The 15,060-nt window shown below is 35.1% G+C and carries 18 protein-coding genes and 2 pseudogenes; 12 read left to right on the top strand and 8 right to left on the bottom strand.

The genetic code is table 11. The annotated features are described in order from the left end of the window. The first annotated feature begins 471 nt into the window (after positions 1-471). On the top strand, positions 472-951 hold the full coding sequence (locus NSQ08_RS23530; RefSeq protein WP_002015903.1) for a GNAT family N-acetyltransferase: 480 nt from the start codon (positions 472-474) through the stop codon (positions 949-951). A 19-nt stretch (positions 952-970) separates the two neighbouring features. On the opposite strand, the gene NSQ08_RS23525 is transcribed toward NSQ08_RS23530, so the two are convergent. Continuing rightward, a complete protein-coding gene (locus NSQ08_RS23525) occupies positions 971-1,462 on the bottom strand; it encodes a phosphatidylglycerophosphatase A family protein (protein ID WP_002015902.1) in 492 nt (163 codons plus the stop codon). 120 nt (positions 1,463-1,582) lie between these two features. On the opposite strand from NSQ08_RS23525, the gene yutH reads away from it, so the two are divergent. Beyond that, positions 1,583-2,584 (top strand): spore coat putative kinase YutH, encoded by a 1,002-nt coding sequence (gene yutH, locus NSQ08_RS23520; RefSeq protein ID WP_098634929.1) that lies wholly within the window; start codon positions 1,583-1,585, stop codon positions 2,582-2,584. Positions 2,585-2,643: 59 nt separating this feature from the next. On the opposite strand, the gene NSQ08_RS23515 is transcribed toward yutH, so the two are convergent. Continuing rightward, positions 2,644-2,859 carry a carbonic anhydrase gene (locus NSQ08_RS23515; RefSeq protein ID WP_340779152.1) on the bottom strand — a complete coding sequence of 72 codons (216 nt, stop codon included), beginning with the start codon at positions 2,857-2,859 and terminating at the stop codon, positions 2,644-2,646. A gap of 189 nt (positions 2,860-3,048) precedes the next feature. Then, positions 3,049-3,285 (bottom strand): NifU family protein, encoded by a 237-nt coding sequence (locus tag NSQ08_RS23510; protein ID WP_000431159.1) that lies wholly within the window; start codon positions 3,283-3,285, stop codon positions 3,049-3,051. A gap of 206 nt (positions 3,286-3,491) precedes the next feature. On the opposite strand from NSQ08_RS23510, the gene NSQ08_RS23505 reads away from it, so the two are divergent. The 5 genes and pseudogenes from NSQ08_RS23505 to NSQ08_RS23485 all read left to right on the top strand — a co-directional run bounded on the left by NSQ08_RS23505 (position 3,492) and on the right by NSQ08_RS23485 (position 7,018). Beyond that, positions 3,492-3,800 (top strand): YuzD family protein, encoded by a 309-nt coding sequence (locus NSQ08_RS23505; protein WP_000248598.1) that lies wholly within the window; start codon positions 3,492-3,494, stop codon positions 3,798-3,800. Positions 3,801-3,852: 52 nt separating this feature from the next. Next, a pseudogene (locus tag NSQ08_RS23500) lies at positions 3,853-4,647 on the top strand (nucleotidyltransferase domain-containing protein). Between the two features lie 98 nt (positions 4,648-4,745). Beyond that, the gene (locus NSQ08_RS23495; RefSeq protein ID WP_012261923.1) at positions 4,746-5,423 is read left to right on the top strand and encodes a CPBP family intramembrane glutamic endopeptidase; all 678 of its coding nucleotides are present in this window, start codon (positions 4,746-4,748) and stop codon (positions 5,421-5,423) included. Between the two features lie 113 nt (positions 5,424-5,536). Beyond that, positions 5,537-6,205, top strand: coding sequence for a hypothetical protein (locus tag NSQ08_RS23490; protein WP_340779146.1), 669 nt, complete (start codon positions 5,537-5,539; stop codon positions 6,203-6,205). A gap of 11 nt (positions 6,206-6,216) precedes the next feature. After that, a pseudogene (locus NSQ08_RS23485) lies at positions 6,217-7,018 on the top strand (leucine-rich repeat domain-containing protein). Positions 7,019-7,020: 2 nt separating this feature from the next. Here the strand turns inward: NSQ08_RS23485 and NSQ08_RS23480 are convergent. Together NSQ08_RS23480 and NSQ08_RS23475 are read right to left on the bottom strand one after the other, a co-directional pair. Continuing rightward, a complete protein-coding gene (locus tag NSQ08_RS23480) occupies positions 7,021-7,629 on the bottom strand; it encodes a DUF4304 domain-containing protein (protein WP_012261920.1) in 609 nt (202 codons plus the stop codon). A gap of 26 nt (positions 7,630-7,655) precedes the next feature. Next, complete coding sequence (locus tag NSQ08_RS23475) at positions 7,656-8,126, bottom strand: SMI1/KNR4 family protein (protein ID WP_113709191.1); 471 nt, start codon at positions 8,124-8,126, stop codon at positions 7,656-7,658. A gap of 84 nt (positions 8,127-8,210) precedes the next feature. Here NSQ08_RS23475 and NSQ08_RS23470 point away from each other — a divergent pair, with 84 nt between their 5' ends. The 3 genes from NSQ08_RS23470 (at position 8,211) to phnA (ending at position 10,335) form a co-directional block, all read left to right on the top strand. Continuing rightward, on the top strand, positions 8,211-8,585 hold the full coding sequence (locus tag NSQ08_RS23470; protein WP_256491248.1) for a hypothetical protein: 375 nt from the start codon (positions 8,211-8,213) through the stop codon (positions 8,583-8,585). 353 nt (positions 8,586-8,938) lie between these two features. Beyond that, the gene (locus NSQ08_RS23465; protein WP_002166528.1) at positions 8,939-9,712 is read left to right on the top strand and encodes a DUF2628 domain-containing protein; all 774 of its coding nucleotides are present in this window, start codon (positions 8,939-8,941) and stop codon (positions 9,710-9,712) included. 281 nt (positions 9,713-9,993) lie between these two features. After that, entirely contained in the window at positions 9,994-10,335 is a 342-nt protein-coding gene (gene phnA / locus NSQ08_RS23460) for an alkylphosphonate utilization operon protein PhnA (protein WP_002089332.1), read from the top strand. 50 nt (positions 10,336-10,385) lie between these two features. Here phnA and NSQ08_RS23455 read toward each other — a convergent pair whose 3' ends face one another. The 3 genes from NSQ08_RS23455 to NSQ08_RS23445 form a co-directional block, all read right to left on the bottom strand. Continuing rightward, positions 10,386-11,180, bottom strand: a complete 795-nt coding sequence (locus tag NSQ08_RS23455; RefSeq protein ID WP_002191065.1) for an ABC transporter permease — start codon at positions 11,178-11,180, stop codon at positions 10,386-10,388. Further along, entirely contained in the window at positions 11,164-11,823 is a 660-nt protein-coding gene (locus tag NSQ08_RS23450; RefSeq protein ID WP_002191064.1) for an ABC transporter ATP-binding protein, read from the bottom strand. The genes NSQ08_RS23455 and NSQ08_RS23450 overlap by 17 nt, the downstream gene beginning before the upstream one ends. A 268-nt stretch (positions 11,824-12,091) precedes the next feature. After that, the gene (locus tag NSQ08_RS23445) at positions 12,092-13,162 is read right to left on the bottom strand and encodes an NAD(P)/FAD-dependent oxidoreductase (protein WP_002192372.1); all 1,071 of its coding nucleotides are present in this window, start codon (positions 13,160-13,162) and stop codon (positions 12,092-12,094) included. Positions 13,163-13,590: 428 nt separating this feature from the next. On the opposite strand from NSQ08_RS23445, the gene NSQ08_RS23440 reads away from it, so the two are divergent. Continuing rightward, positions 13,591-13,830 (top strand): YuzB family protein, encoded by a 240-nt coding sequence (locus tag NSQ08_RS23440; RefSeq protein ID WP_002015892.1) that lies wholly within the window; start codon positions 13,591-13,593, stop codon positions 13,828-13,830. Between the two features lie 327 nt (positions 13,831-14,157). Next, complete coding sequence (gene dapF, locus NSQ08_RS23435; protein ID WP_012261916.1) at positions 14,158-15,024, top strand: diaminopimelate epimerase; 867 nt, start codon at positions 14,158-14,160, stop codon at positions 15,022-15,024. Positions 15,025-15,060 lie beyond the last annotated feature (36 nt).

The following is a 15,060-nucleotide window of genomic DNA, read 5'->3' as shown; positions in this document are numbered from 1 at the left end:
GATAACAATACCAATGCCAAAGTTAAATACAAGAGTACTATCCATATATGTAACCTCCTTGTTTGAAAGTAAAAAGCACTCTGGCTGGAGTGCTTTTTATTATCCGAATCTGTCGCAACGAACGCTGCAACGTATAGAAAGGGAATAATGGGTTTAAGAGTTATATTAATTTATGCATTAATTTTGTAAATGAGCAGGTCCTGCTCAGGTATAGAAAAAAGACACTCTTTCGAGTGTCTTTCATGATGACAAAACGTGCCAATTGCTTGGGTTTGATAAGACGTTAATTTTCCGGTTAACAGTCTTTCTTAATCAAGAAGTGTAACAACAGCGATTCAAATAAATTTTAGCATTTTTTAAAGGGGTGTGCGTATGTAACTATGCATATTACGATTAGAGGAGAATCAAGTTTGGAAAATGAATGAGTAAATACATATAGATTAGTAGAGTATTTGATAAGGAGCGAGATGAATGGATATACATAAGTTAACAGAAGAAGAAGCGAAAGAAATAAATACGTGGAAGTATGAAAATCCCTATACGTTATATAGCTTTTCGGGAGATGCTGAAGTAATAGAAGAGTTGCTAGATGGGACGTATTACGGTTGTTGCGGAGAGAATGGAGAATTCATCGGCTATTTTTGTTTTGGAGAAAATGCACAAGTGCCAGGGGGAAGAGATGCTAATTTATATAGGGGAGAAGATGTAGTAGATATTGGGCTTGGAATGAAGCCGGAGTTAACAGGAAAAGGGATGGGGGAAATATTTTTTCAAGCGGGAATAGCATTTGCTACTGAGGAATTGAATTCGAAAATGTTTCGACTGAGTGTAGCGACATTCAATAAGAGAGCGATTAGGCTGTATAAAAACATTGGATTTCAAGTAGGACCTCTTTTTTTGAGCCGTGGAAGAGAGTTCATGCTTATGGAATATGAAAGGCCGTCAGTGTGAAACTGACGGCCTAGACCCCTTATTCCGAATGCTCAGCACGGTGCGCTAAACGACTTGAAGCAGCGGCAGCGATTCCGCCAACGATATCATCAAGGAATGTATGCACCTTTCCAGTTGATTTATCATTTAAGTATTCTAAAATACCTGGTTTTAATTTATCGATATATCCAAAGTTCGTGAAGCCAATTGACCCGTACACGTTAACGATTGAAAGTGCGATGACTTCATCAATTCCATATAGTCCTTCATCGCGTTTTACGATATCTTGTAACGGCTGACTTAACATTCCTTTTTCAGCAAGGACATCAAGTTCAATGCCTGTAATAAGAGCGTTTTGTACTTCTCGTTTTGATAGTACACGCTCAACGTTATAACGACATTCTGACATCTCTAAATTTGCATGGTATTTCTTTTGAAGAAAATGAACAAGATCAGCAATATCGTCAATTGTTACACCGCGCTCTTGTAATAGTTGTAATGCTCTTTCTTGTAGTTGATTTGAGTCTTTCATGTTTATCACCTTTTTTTCTTTTTAGTATTTGTATACGTTTCATTGCTTTATCATGTGCATAGGAATGAAAGGCGAGCACAAGCTCATATATATAAAGAAAAACCATAGGTGGCGACTGCGATGATTCAGCATATTTATGAGCATTATCACATGCATGTTAAAGAATTAATCCCCCTTGGCCCCTATAAAAGCTTTTGGATTCGCAACAAAATTTATGTACTTGTTCCAATTGGAGAAATGGAGGAAGAAGTACTTGTAGAGATGAAAAAGCTCAGTGATTATATGAACCAGCAAGGGGATATAACTGTTTCGACTTTCGTTCCGACTATACACGGCTACTATGTAAGTGAGATAGAAGAAAAAAATTACTGCTTATTAAAAGGTATGCGTATGTTAGAGCGACATGCTACATCATTAGGAAGTGAGCTTTCTATATTCCATAAACGTGGCGCATTCTTTCCAGAAGAAGTTGAGCAATTAAGCCGCATTGGTGAATGGAAAGCATTATGGGAAAAAAGGCTCGACCAATTAGAAAGGTTTTGGCAATCGCAAGTGATGAACCATCCTTCAGACGTATTCGATCAATTGTTTATTGAATCCTTCCCGTATTACTTAGGAGTTGCAGAAAATGCAATTCAATATGTTGTCGATACAGAAATGGACGATACACCACAAATAACTGACGCAGCAACAATTTGCCAAGAACGATTTACACCTTTATTATGGCAGCAAACGAAGCGTTTAAAACTTCCTTTTGATTGGGTATATGATCACCCAAGTAGAGATATAGCAGAATGTATTCGCTATATGATGATAGAAAAAAAGAAAGATTGGGAGCAAACGGTAGTTCAATTCATTACAGATTATGAACGTAATTATTCGCTCTCTTCATTTGGTTGGCGCTTATTATTCGCAAGGCTTCTGTTCCCGCTTCACTACTTTGAAACGATTGAACGATATTATCAAACAGGAAACGAAGAACAAAAAGGCATATATAGAGCCCGTTTAGAAATCATTTTACACGATGTGAAGCGCACTGAGCAATTTATGAATCATTTTTACGAGTCATTTCGTTTACCTGTTGAGAAGTTAGGCATTAGGAAATTAGATTGGCTATCTTAAAATGAAAAAAGAGACCGGGTGAGGTCTCTTTTTTATATATCACAATTGTATGTAATACATTATGCCCCTACCTGTTGATCTGCACATATATTTAAAATGAATTGATGTCTTTCGATTTTTTCATTTACTTTACTCAATAATTCTTGCTGGATTTCTTTAAATAAAAATTGATAACCTGCATTCCATGTTGGTATAACGGATGAAAGGTCTAATAAATACTCTTTTTTCTTTTCTAGTTCTTGAATTGTTAAGAAAGTGTTCCCCATTCTTGGCATGTGTCGTCCCCCTATGTTTTTTTCTGTATATGTGTGAACGATTCTATAGTATTAATTATCGCACTTTTTGAGAAGGATTTCCAATTTTGTTTTATGATGTTAAAGGGGAAGTGTTATTTGAATAAAAAAAGAGACCCATTTGGGTCTCTTTCTAGGAAGCGATTCTGAACGAGCCGCTTCCGCTTTTAATTAAAATACTTGTTCTACTTCAATAACGCCTGGTACTTCTTCAAGTAATGCGCGTTCGATACCAGCTTTTAGTGTGATTGTAGAACTTGGGCAGCTTCCGCATGCACCCATAAGGCGTAATTTTACGATACCTTCTTCAATGTCTACTAATTCAACGTCTCCGCCATCGCGAAGTAAGAATGGACGTAATTTATCTAATACCTCTAGTACTTGTTCTTGCATATGTGGGTTTTCCATTTTTATCGACTCCTTTCATCAGTTTTATTATAATCAAGATAGAGGGGAAAATCTATTTTTTCTCTTCTTGTTTTATTGTCAAAATATTATATCGTGTGTACAACGTGTTTTTTCAGTATAGGGGTATGGAATAAGTTTGTAAAATGATGTGCTTATGTACTAAGACATCTGAATATACTGTTAGGGCAAGAAGTGGGGGAGAAGAAATGGTTAATGTGCAAGTGTATGGGACGAAAGTAATTTGTGCGAGCTGCGTTGGAATGCCATCTTCAACAGAAACGTTTGAGTGGTTACAAGCGGCGATTGGTCGTAAATATGAAGGACAAGAAAATAAATTTAATTTCGAGTATATTGATTTTCAACAAGAACAAGAAGATGAAGATAAAAAAGCATTCGCAGAGCGCGTAGTGGAAGAAGATCTATTTTATCCGGTCGTTCTTGTAAATGGAGAAATTGTTGGAGAAGGAAATCCTCGTTTGAAGGATGTTTACGAAGAAATCGAGAAATATTTATAAAGCAGGAAGCCTTTGCGAATTCGCAAAGGCTTTTTTTAATGGAGGGATAGATGTGGAGAATGGAATAAAACAAGTTTTACCAGAAGAAGTAAAGCAATTAATGGAGCAGTACATAGTAGAATTAAAAGAAATTTTTTCGGACGAAAAAATAGTCGGGGTATATATTTACGGATCAATCGCGCTAGGAGCATTTCATATAGAAACGAGCGATGTTGACTTTGTTACGGTAATAAGTGATTCCGTGAATGAAGCTGAAAAACAACAAATTATAGAACTGCATAAAAAAATTAGTAAAAGTACGTTAGGTAAAAGAATGGACGGTATGTATATTCCGCTTGCTGACTTGGGGAAATACAATCATGAAATAAATGAGTACGTGTATTGTGCAGATGGTAAGGCTGATATTGGTCATTGGGATATTAACGCGGTCACATGGTGGACATTGAAAAATCAAGGTATTACAGTTAGCGGGAAAGAAGTAGAAGACCTTTCCTTTCAAATAAAGTGGGACGATGTAGTAAATACAATGAAATACAACGTAGAACATTACTGGCTTGAAAAAGCGAAGCGTCCTTATTTATTTTTCATAGAAGAATGGGTAGAATCAGCTGTCGTTACGATGGGACGTATTTTATATACGTTAGAACATAAAACAATTGTTTCAAAAGATAGAGGATTACAATAGATGTTGGAACTTTACTCTCATAAGTGGGATCCTTTATTAAGGGAAGTAGAGCGAATGCGGCATAATCCAAAAGAAAAGCGAATAATCTCAAGGTGGAGAAGGGCTGATATGACGAAGCAGTATTTGCTGCATTTAATTGAAACATGTAGAGAGAAATGGTAGGGGAAAAAACAGACGATACAGTAAATTGTATCGTCTGTTTTTGTGTTAAAATTGGTATATAATGGTTTAAAAGGTTTAATTATACTGGAGGAGATAGGATGAACACAGAATTAGCTACATATGAAGAAAAGAATATACAAATGAGTATGCTCGAAGTAATTAGCATTATAATAATTACTTTTGGGGTAATGCATGGAATGGGTTTTTTGAACTTTTTATATGACTCCTCATTATATCCATGGTATGTAGACCATCTTATCCCACCCTTTACGTTTTGTACGATTATTGTAATGTATGCACCAGCAAGAAAGTATTGTTCACAGCTAGTAAAATCACTACAGTTCAATAATTTTAAACATTATGTAACAATAGTAATGACGATGATCATACTGCTTATATATCTTGCGGTATTAAATGTAGTTTTACCACATGGGCTTAGTGTGGATGAGTCAAATATAGTAATAGAGCCTACTATAAGTGAAATCATTTTATACGTAGTTGTACTCACCATTTTTGCACCGATTTGGGAAGAACTTTTATTTCGGGGGATATTTTTCACGAAATTATCTCAGCGCTTCTCTACACTTACTAGTATTGTTATAAGTGCTTTTATATTTACTTTAGGTCATCCCCTTACTTTAGGTAGTATGTTATATATTTTTGGTATAGGTGTATGTTTAGCCTACACATATAAGAAAACAAATAATTTACTCGTTCCATGGGGAATTCATTTATTAAATAATTCATTTTTTATATTAGTAAATTTTCAAATGTAAAAAGACGCCTTTTTGAAAAGGGCGTCTTTCCTATTTTGCAGTAGGTAGAAAAGGCTTTACAAGTATTATGTAGAGGAAAGATAATAGAAAAAATATGTGTATGGGGGAAGACGATGAGTAAATATAAATTACATATAGACAAAGAACAATTATGGAGAGGTTGCATCTTAAAGTCGATTGCAGATGCAATTTTTGTAGCACATGCTCCTGATTCCTCACATGAAAGTTCATGGGATGGATTTAACTATAGTATGCAAGATAGTCAAGGCGGAAGAGGGACAATTACTTTTGATTCGAAGTACACAATCGTATGTCTTCAAGATGTGAATAGTGAGAGAATTGATGAGTGGATTGATGCGGAAAATTATTTTGAAGGGGCACCTTCGGAAGTGATAGAAATTGCTAAAGAAGAAGCACTTCAATACGTATTAGAAGAAGTAGAAGGCGAAACAGTTCCTTTCATTACAACAGCATTTTGGATTGATGATAACGGTGCATATTCAATAGATTCATTTGAAGAGATGGAAGAACACGGTGGATTCTTATTAGAAATCCCATTACTTGATACGGAATCAGCAATTGAAAGATTGGAAGAAGAGTATGAACTGACAGAGGAACAAATCGATCTTTTACAATTAGTGTATGAGAAAAAAATCAAAAATCCAAACGAGAAAATTATGTTGTCTAAAGAAGAAGTAGCGATGATTGGAACGGATGATGGCGAAGGGTTGGAAGTGAGTAAGAAGTCGTTTGAAGACATGAATATTACTTGGAAGTTGTAGGAGAGGATAAAATGTTTCCAATTGGTGAGCACGAGGATTATAAAGGACTTGGGAAATGTTACTGCTAGTTTAGAAGAATTAGCGATTGAGGGGAAAACAAAAAATATAGAACGATTAGCATCTTTACAAGTTAAGAAGTTATGGGTTTTCGCAGTAAATCAAAAGCAATTTGAGCATATTCTTACGTACGCTCGTCCAAATATATTGTACGTTTACGAAATGAGGGTCGAGGATTTAAGTAGCCTTCAAAAATTATCTGATTTACAACAGTTGTATATGTGCTGGAATACAAAAGCGAAGACGTTATGGGATATTGCGTATAATAAAAAACTCAAATCCTTACTAATTGATGATTTTTCTAAGCTAGAAGATTTAACTGCTTTAAGTAAGTGTCCGCAACTCAATACCTTTTACATGGGTGGTGGGATAAATACAACGATGAAAGTACAAACTTTACAACCACTCGCTGCATTACAACATTTGAAAAAGCTTACCCTTATGAACTTAAAGGTTAAAGATGATTCGTTAGAACCTTTAATACAATTAAAAAATTTGCGAGAGTTAAGTTTATCTAATCAATTTAAAGTGGAAGAGTATACAAAATTATCTGTAGCATTGCCATATACGGAATGTAAGTTTTTTAAACCTTACGTATATATGAACGATGCAATAGAAGGGAAAAATATAATGGTGATTGGGAGAAGAAGACCATTCCTTAATTCGAAAACGGATGCGGTGAAGATGCAAAAGTATGAAGAACAATTTAAAAAGTTACAAGAGGAATATAAAGCACTAGTAGAAAGCACAATGTGAAGTTACATTGCGTTTTCTACTAGTTTTTTCATATACATATCAACTTCATGAAAGAATACTGTTTCTCTTTCCTTGTTATTAAGATGCACAGAGCAATATAAATATTGCTGTAAGTAGCGATTAGCTTGTTCGTACTGTTTTAATTTGTAGAAAGAGAAACAGGTAAGAAGCAGAAACGCTTTTTCTTGTAATATTGGAACGACAGCTAGTACAGGAGTTATGGAATGTATAGTTGTTTTTATTAAATTTTTATATGAAGCCCACGTTTGAAACCAGTCGAAAATAGTAGAAAGGTAATTCGGAATGTCGATAGTTTCATGTGAAACATTATGTAATAACTGGTTCTGTTTCATATGTATAGGCTCTATCCTTGTTCGTAGAATACAATCGAATATTGAGATGTTTTCTTTTACTTGTAATTGGTCCGTAATAAGTTGCGGGAGACCAATTGGATGAACACCTATATTTATATAGAAATCATCTCCAAACTGGCTTTTTTGTATATGAATGATCTTATAAAATCCGTTATCAGCTTTGGAAAATGTATGTCTTTTCTTCTTAAATCCAAGTGGTTTTAAAGCAGCGTGTAAATTTATAATGAAATCTTGCACCAGTGTGTACTCCTTTAGAGATAGGTTTATTCTTCATCATAATTGTATGTAGTTAAGTTTTGTAAGAAACTTTCAAAGTTAGGTGCTAATTCAATAATTTCCTCAAACTCATTATCGATAAATATAACTGGAGGATTTTCAGCTACGTTTCGATAGTCTAGTGCAATCCACGTATGTCCGTCACCAGATAAAAGCACGATATTCTCAGGCATGTCCCATTCCTGAATTAAATAATGGCTCTCTAAAATACTAGACTCATTTTCATCAAAAGAAATGCCATATAATCCAGAAACATTAACGTGATCGTCCGCCCAAGAATTTGGCTCTGAAGTAGGATGAGCATCTAATCGAAGAGTTCCTCCGTTTTGTTCTTTTAGAAGATTTATGTACGATTCTGGGAGCTTTACGTTTAGTACTTCTTCTGCTTTTTTTATTAGTTCGTCGTTAATAGGTGCTAATTTTAAATAGTCATCTTCTGCCCAAAGTGTAGTCTTCATATTTGGTCACCTCAATAGTTTTATAAACTTTATTTTGTATATTATAGTTAATTAAAAAATTGCGCAATAGAGGGGGAAGATATTATGATTAACCACAATAAAATTAAACAACTGTTAGCATATGTAGATCGTGCTGAGGATAATGAAATTGAGTTAGAGTATGAATTTGAACCGATGACAATCGAATTATTTAATAGTGAAGAAATAGAAGAAGGACAACTTGGTTATAGCTTTGATGAGGAAGGGCAAAGCTTAGTCGGAAATGAAGAGGGAGATTGGAAAGACGGGTGGATTGTAATTGGGATAGATTCGTATCTCGGAGACCCGATCTTTGTAGATAGTAATGATGAGAATTGTCCGGTTTATACAGCTATGCATGGTGAGGGAGATTGGGAGCCAGAATGTATAGCTAAGCGTATAGAAGATGTTATTGAGAAAGTGAAGGGTAATGTGGGATAGTTGTGTAAGTGGAAATATGTTTGAAATAGTAGAGAGCTAATTTGTGAAGTCTCTTAAGTCGAGATTTTAGGTTTGGTCATATTACAATAGTAGTTTAATAGGAGAAGGGTGTGTCAAAATGATTTTGATACATCCTTTTTTGTGAATATACAAGATGTTTAACATAGTGTATTAAATGTCTTATATATGAGTATTCTAATATATTTAATAGTAAAATGGAATATAGAATGGATAATTGTCGGAATGTATTCGATTTTTGTTCATTTTTATGAAATATAACTATTTTTTGTTAGATTCCTTCTTTTTATAGATATACAATAAAGTTATATAGAAATAAGAGAAGGATGATGTACGTGAAGGACACTGTTTTACAGGAAGCGATAGCTCCTAAAGAGTTACATAAAGTTGTGAGAAATAATACTGCATATTACGACTTTAAGTGGGGGAAAGCAAAAGATCCCGAGAAGGGAAATAGTTGGAACTGGATAGCCTTTTTCTTCCCATTATTATGGTTAGCTTATCGCAAAATGTATAAATTATTTATTATTATTGCATTAGTAGGAGTTCCTACTTTAATTACCTCTGTTTTTATAGATATCCCGATGTGGATCGATTTTATTGTTTATTTCGGAACTATGCTATTTACTGGATGGCAAGGGAATCGTTTATATTACAAGCATACAGTTCGTGTTTTACATAAGGCAAAAGAGTTATCTGATGCACAACACAATTATTACTTCCAAACAAAGGGTGGCACTCATGTTGGGATTATGCTTGGGTTAAATGCGTTATTATTTGTAGTATTTGGTGCAGCTGGTTACGGGTTATCGTATTTACCGACGGAACCGAATATAAAAGATGTAGTTCGTTTAAGTGATGAAGGGATTACATTGGAAGTTTTTACTGATGATCCAAAATGGACGTATGTAAAAAAAGAAGGACGTTTTGATATAGTAGAATTTACTGGTTATGATTATGAGGAAAAAAAGGATGTAAAGGTTAAGTTCGCTGTGTATTTAGATAAACAGAGATTTGAATGGAAAGAAATTTATTTAAACGATAAAAAGTTAAATGAAGAAGAAGCAGAAGAGTATCAATTTTATATTGAAGAAAATGCCTGGTATTAATATAAATAGATAATGATGTATCGCAAAAAGAAGAGTCTAATGAAGATTCTTCTTTTTATTTATGAGAAAGGATATGTAACACGAAGAGAAAACCATTAGTAAACAAACGCCATACTAATTGAAATTTTGTAAAATACAATAAAAAATGAGAATTTGAGGTAGGCTTGTCAATAACGTAAGACTATGGCACTATAAAGAAATGCTGTACAAATTTTATTTATCGAGATGTAAACATCAATTTTGATTTTTACGTATAAATAATGAACGGAGGAAATGAATTTATGGCTACTTTACCAAATTGTCCAAAATGTAATTCAGAATATACGTATGAGGATGGCGCTCTTTTCGTATGTCCAGAATGTGCCCATGAGTGGGGTCAAGAAGCGGAAGCTGAAAGTAATGATGGTGCAAAAGTTGTAAAAGATGCGAACGGAAACGTTCTTCAAGATGGCGATGCTGTTACTGTCATTAAAGATTTAAAAGTAAAAGGAACTTCTTCAGTTGTAAAGATTGGTACGAAAGTAAAGAGTATCCGTCTAGTTGAGGGAGATCACGATATTGATTGTAAAATCGATGGTTTCGGAGCTATGAAGTTAAAATCACAGTTCGTTAAGAAAGCGTAAGATTAGCAAAGAAAAAAGACGCTCTGTAAGTAACTTGCAGAGCGTCTTTTTTATGATTGTACTTCAACTTCTTTCAACTGGCACCGCTTATTAAAGAACGTTTTATACCCAAGCTGTAAGAAGATAATAACAGAGAAAGCTGTACTTCCAGAAATGCCAAGTATAATCGCAATTTGATATTGGATAGCTGTAAATGGTGATACACCGGATAAAATTTGTCCTGTCATCATGCCTGGAAGACTTATAATTCCCATTCCGACCATGGAATTAATTGTTGGTAAAATAGCAGAATCGAAAGCGTCCCGTATGAGCGGAGCAGCTGCTTGTTTTGGAGTTGCGCCAAGCATAAGTGCACCTTCAATATGGTCTCTTTGTGATTTCATACTGTTTAAAAAGGTGTTTGCCCCGAGGCAAATACCTGTCATAGCGTTACCGATTAGCATGCCGGCAATAGGAACGATATACTGCGGAGCATACCAAGGATCGTGTCCGATAATGACAAAGATAAATAGTAGAAGAGGGCCAATTGATCCAGCGATCATGGAGAGGGCGGCTACTCGTTTTAATTCTTTTGACATAGGAAGGTTTATTCGTTTATAAATGTTGAAAATCGCAAATGTAGTAATAGAAGTAATGAGAGCTATTGTATAAAACGGATTACTATTTTCAAATATGTATGTAAGAACATATGCGACTAGTACGAGCTGAATTGTCATACGTAATGTAGCAATTGTAATTTGTTTCTCACGCGGTATTCCTTTTAATTTCACAAGCCCGATTAAAATAAGGATGAAAATATATGCAGCTGCAAGTTGCCAAATTTGTAGTTCAATAACGCCCTTCAATTGATAGCACTTCCTTTCTAGTTGCACCGTTTGTTTTACTAATTTCAATAATATCGTCTGCGATTTCTTCTGGAAGTTGTTGCGAGTGCGTGATGAAGATAACTGTTTTTTTCTTTTCTCTTGCCAGTAGAGTGAATTGTTTCATAACGCGGCGTTCTGTGTCACCATCTAGTGCCGAAGTTGGTTCATCTAATAAATAGACGGGCGGATCCATTAGTATAATACGAGCGAAAGCAAGTCTTTGTTTTTCGCCACCTGATAAAGAAGAGGCGTTATCTTCTAATTTTTTATCTAGGCTAACAGTCGTTAATGCGCCTTGCAGGGCGTCGTCATTTGGAAATGGCTTTTCAGAAAATCGAAGTCCCATTAATAAATTATCTTTAATTGTTCCATCAAAAATAGGCGGAGTTTGTCCGAGCATGACAACTTCACGGCGTAATTGAATGGGAGGATAATCTAAAATAGATTTTCCGTTATATTCAATTGTGCCAGATGTTGGTGATTGTAAATCGTTTAGCATGCGAAGTAATGTGCTTTTACCACTACCACTTTCACCGATAATACAAGTTGTTTTTTCTTTTTGAATCTGTAAATAAGGAATGTGTAGAATATCTTTATATATGATGTCTTTTAATATAAACATAAATTGCTCCTTTCTGATTCTAGTTATATCGTATCAAAAAGAGAGAAAAATAGAAAAATAAAGTCTCTTTAGAAGGAACATCTTTTTTCTTTGTTTTAAAACTTTGCGCGTGGCAGGAAAAGGCACTGACCGATCCTATACTATACATAGCCAGTCCCTCTCGACCATTTAAAAAAATGCTTTTCTGTCGGTTTTTCATAGAATGACTGAGTAGTTACAAAAAATGAATAGAAAAAGGCTGTCTACTATGTAGGCAGCCTTTAAAGTATTAACCGTTATGATATTTATACATCCAAAGAAGACCGGATTTTAATAATCTCGGTACACGTCCCATTAATGGTTGGTTTGCTAGTAAACCAAATCCATGTTTTTTGCCGAGAGAACCGAGAACACCTTTTAATTTAATAACAGGCAGTTCATCAGGAAGTGGTTCATTATTCCAACGTTTTAATAATATTTGGACAATTTGTTCTCCTTGACCTTCAGCAAGTTGAGCAGATGGTGCGTGTGGAAGTGCTGCACAATCTCCTACGACATAAACGTGCTCGTTATTTGGAATATTGTGATATTTCGTTAAAACAACCCGTCCGCTACCATCTTGTTCTACTGGAAGGTTTCGAACAACTTCATTTGCTTGAATACCAGCTGTCCAGACGATTGCATCACATTCAAGTGGTTCATCATGGTTGTATACAATGTTTGGTTCCACTTTTGTAATGTTAGAGTTTCGTATAATGGTAACTTTATGTTTTACAAACCATTCTTCTACGTATCTACTTAATTTCTCTGGATATGGGAATAAAATTCTATCTTTTCGATCAAATAAATAGATTTTTAAATCTGAACGGCTTTCGCGAAGTTCACTTGCCACTTCAACGCCGCTTAAACCAGCCCCAACGACAGCTACTGTTGCATTTGGTTCTAAGCTATTTAATTGTTCATATGTCTTACGTGTTTGTTCAATTGATTGTAGGCTATGTGTATATTCCTTTGCCCCAGGAACGTTATGATATTTATCTTCACAGCCAAGCCCGATAATTAAATCATCATATTGAATCGTTTCACCGCCATCGAGATGAATGGCTTTCGTTTCGAGGTCAATATTTGTTACTGTTCCGTATTGAATATTGAGACGTGGGTGCTCAGGAAACGGTATGCGAATATGCGTTTCTGAAATTGTACCCGCAACTAATGCATAATATTCAGTTTTAAAGCAATGATATGGTACTTTGTCGATTAATGTCACTTGTACATCATCTGGAAGTTGGTTGCTTGGAAGTAGCCGCTGCAGAATTCTCATTCCACCGTAGCCACCACCTAGTAGTACGAGGTGTTTCATGATGGATTACCCCTTTTCTGTTGAAATATCCCCTAATCATACAATTTTATATTAATAAAATATTTTGACTTTACACAATCAAATTATATCGAATTTGTGAACAAATAACAATGCATGAATGAATACTCTGTTGTACAATAAGAAGAAAAGTAAAGTAAATGGTTTTCATTTTCTAGTTACTATTTACTATTTCATTATGAGTAGTATGTTATATAAAGAAGACTATCTATTATGAAGTGAAATAGTGAAGTAACCAAATAGTTTAGAATATATAACGAAAACAACAAGAAACAACTTAGTTTCCTTCTTATAAATAAAGTGGAATGGTAACAAGTAGAGAGGGTTACTTATCCGTTTCGCAAATTAGGTATGCACATACCATATAAAGTAAATGGTAATTTGTTTAGAGATACAGGGGGGAGAGAGTTTTGATTAAACCATTAATCGAATTTTGTGTAGGTAACCTTGCAAGCGGTTCGCAAGCAGCTTTAGAAAAATTAGAAAAAGATCCTAATTTAGACGTAATGGAATATGGTTGTTTAGGATATTGTGGTATCTGTTTTGAAGGTCCATTTGCACTTGTAAATGGTGAAGTGGTACAAGGTGCAACAGTAGAAGAACTTGTAAATAATGTATATGATTATATGGATGAAAATCCAATGTTTTAAAGCGTTGCAAACAGGCAACGTTTTTCTTTTTTCATTTATCTCGCTATTTGCGGGCAGTAAGACTCCCACCTCAAAATTCAGCTGAAGCAAAGAAGTTAGGGTGAAGCCCTGCTGTCCGTCCCCCCACTGATTAAAGTTTCACTTTATTAGGAGTGTTTATTTCGAAAAAAAAGCCCTTTTAGAAGGGCTTTTTTCTTACACGATTTGTGTAAGAACGGCTTATTGCCAAAACACTGTCAAATATGAGAAACGGGGGACATTCATATTGTGTTCTAAAAGCATGCATTTTATACTTGAAATAATAAATTATTTTTGGAGTGAATAAAAATGAGCCAATTTTCTTTTACAAAAATGCATGGTCTTGGAAATAGTTATATATATGTAAATATGTTTGAGGAACAAATTAGAGAAGAAGATTTAGCAATTGTAGCGGAAAAGGTTTCAAATATTAATACTGGTATTGGTGCAGATGGAATGATTTTAATTTGTCCTTCTGACGTGGCACCAGTAAAAATGCGCATGTTTAATAACGATGGCTCAGAAGGAAAGAGCTGTGGAAATGGTTTACGCTGCGTAGCGAAATATGCGTATGAGCATAAACTAGTAGAAGGTAAAGTTTTCACAATTGAAACGTTAGCTGGTATTGTTACGGCAGAAGTAACGGTAGAAGATGACAAAGTTACATTAGCGAAAATCGATATGGGAGCACCTCGTTTAACACGTGAAGAGATACCGATGCTTGGTGAAGGAGAAACACCATTTATTCGTGAAAACTTCTTATACAATAATCACCGTTATGCATTTACAGCTGTTTCAATGGGGAATCCACATGCGGTTATTTTTGTTGATGATGTAGAAAACGCGCCTCTTACAACGTTAGGACCGGTTCTTGAGACGCATGAAATGTTCCCAGAGCGAGTGAATGTTGAATTCATCGAGATTTTGAATGATGAAGAGATGAATTTCCGCGTTTGGGAACGAGGATCTGGTGTAACACAAGCTTGCGGGACAGGAGCATGCGCAGCTGTCGTTGCGGCAATTTTAAATGGGAAAATGGAACACGGTAAAGAAATTACGGTTCACTTAGCAGGCGGCGACTTAATGATCGCATGGACAGAAGAAGGAAATGTATTAATGAAAGGACCTGCGGAAATAATTTGCCGCGGAGTGTATGAGTACAAGATAGAAGCGTAAAGATGTATAATAGAATGAGAACAGAAAGGATGGTGT

It is taken from the genome of Bacillus sp. FSL E2-8887 (assembly GCF_038007205.1).
In the GTDB taxonomy this organism is placed as follows: domain Bacteria; phylum Bacillota; class Bacilli; order Bacillales; family Bacillaceae_G; genus Bacillus_A; species Bacillus_A mycoides.
This window is presented reverse-complemented; position numbering and strand designations above follow the sequence as displayed.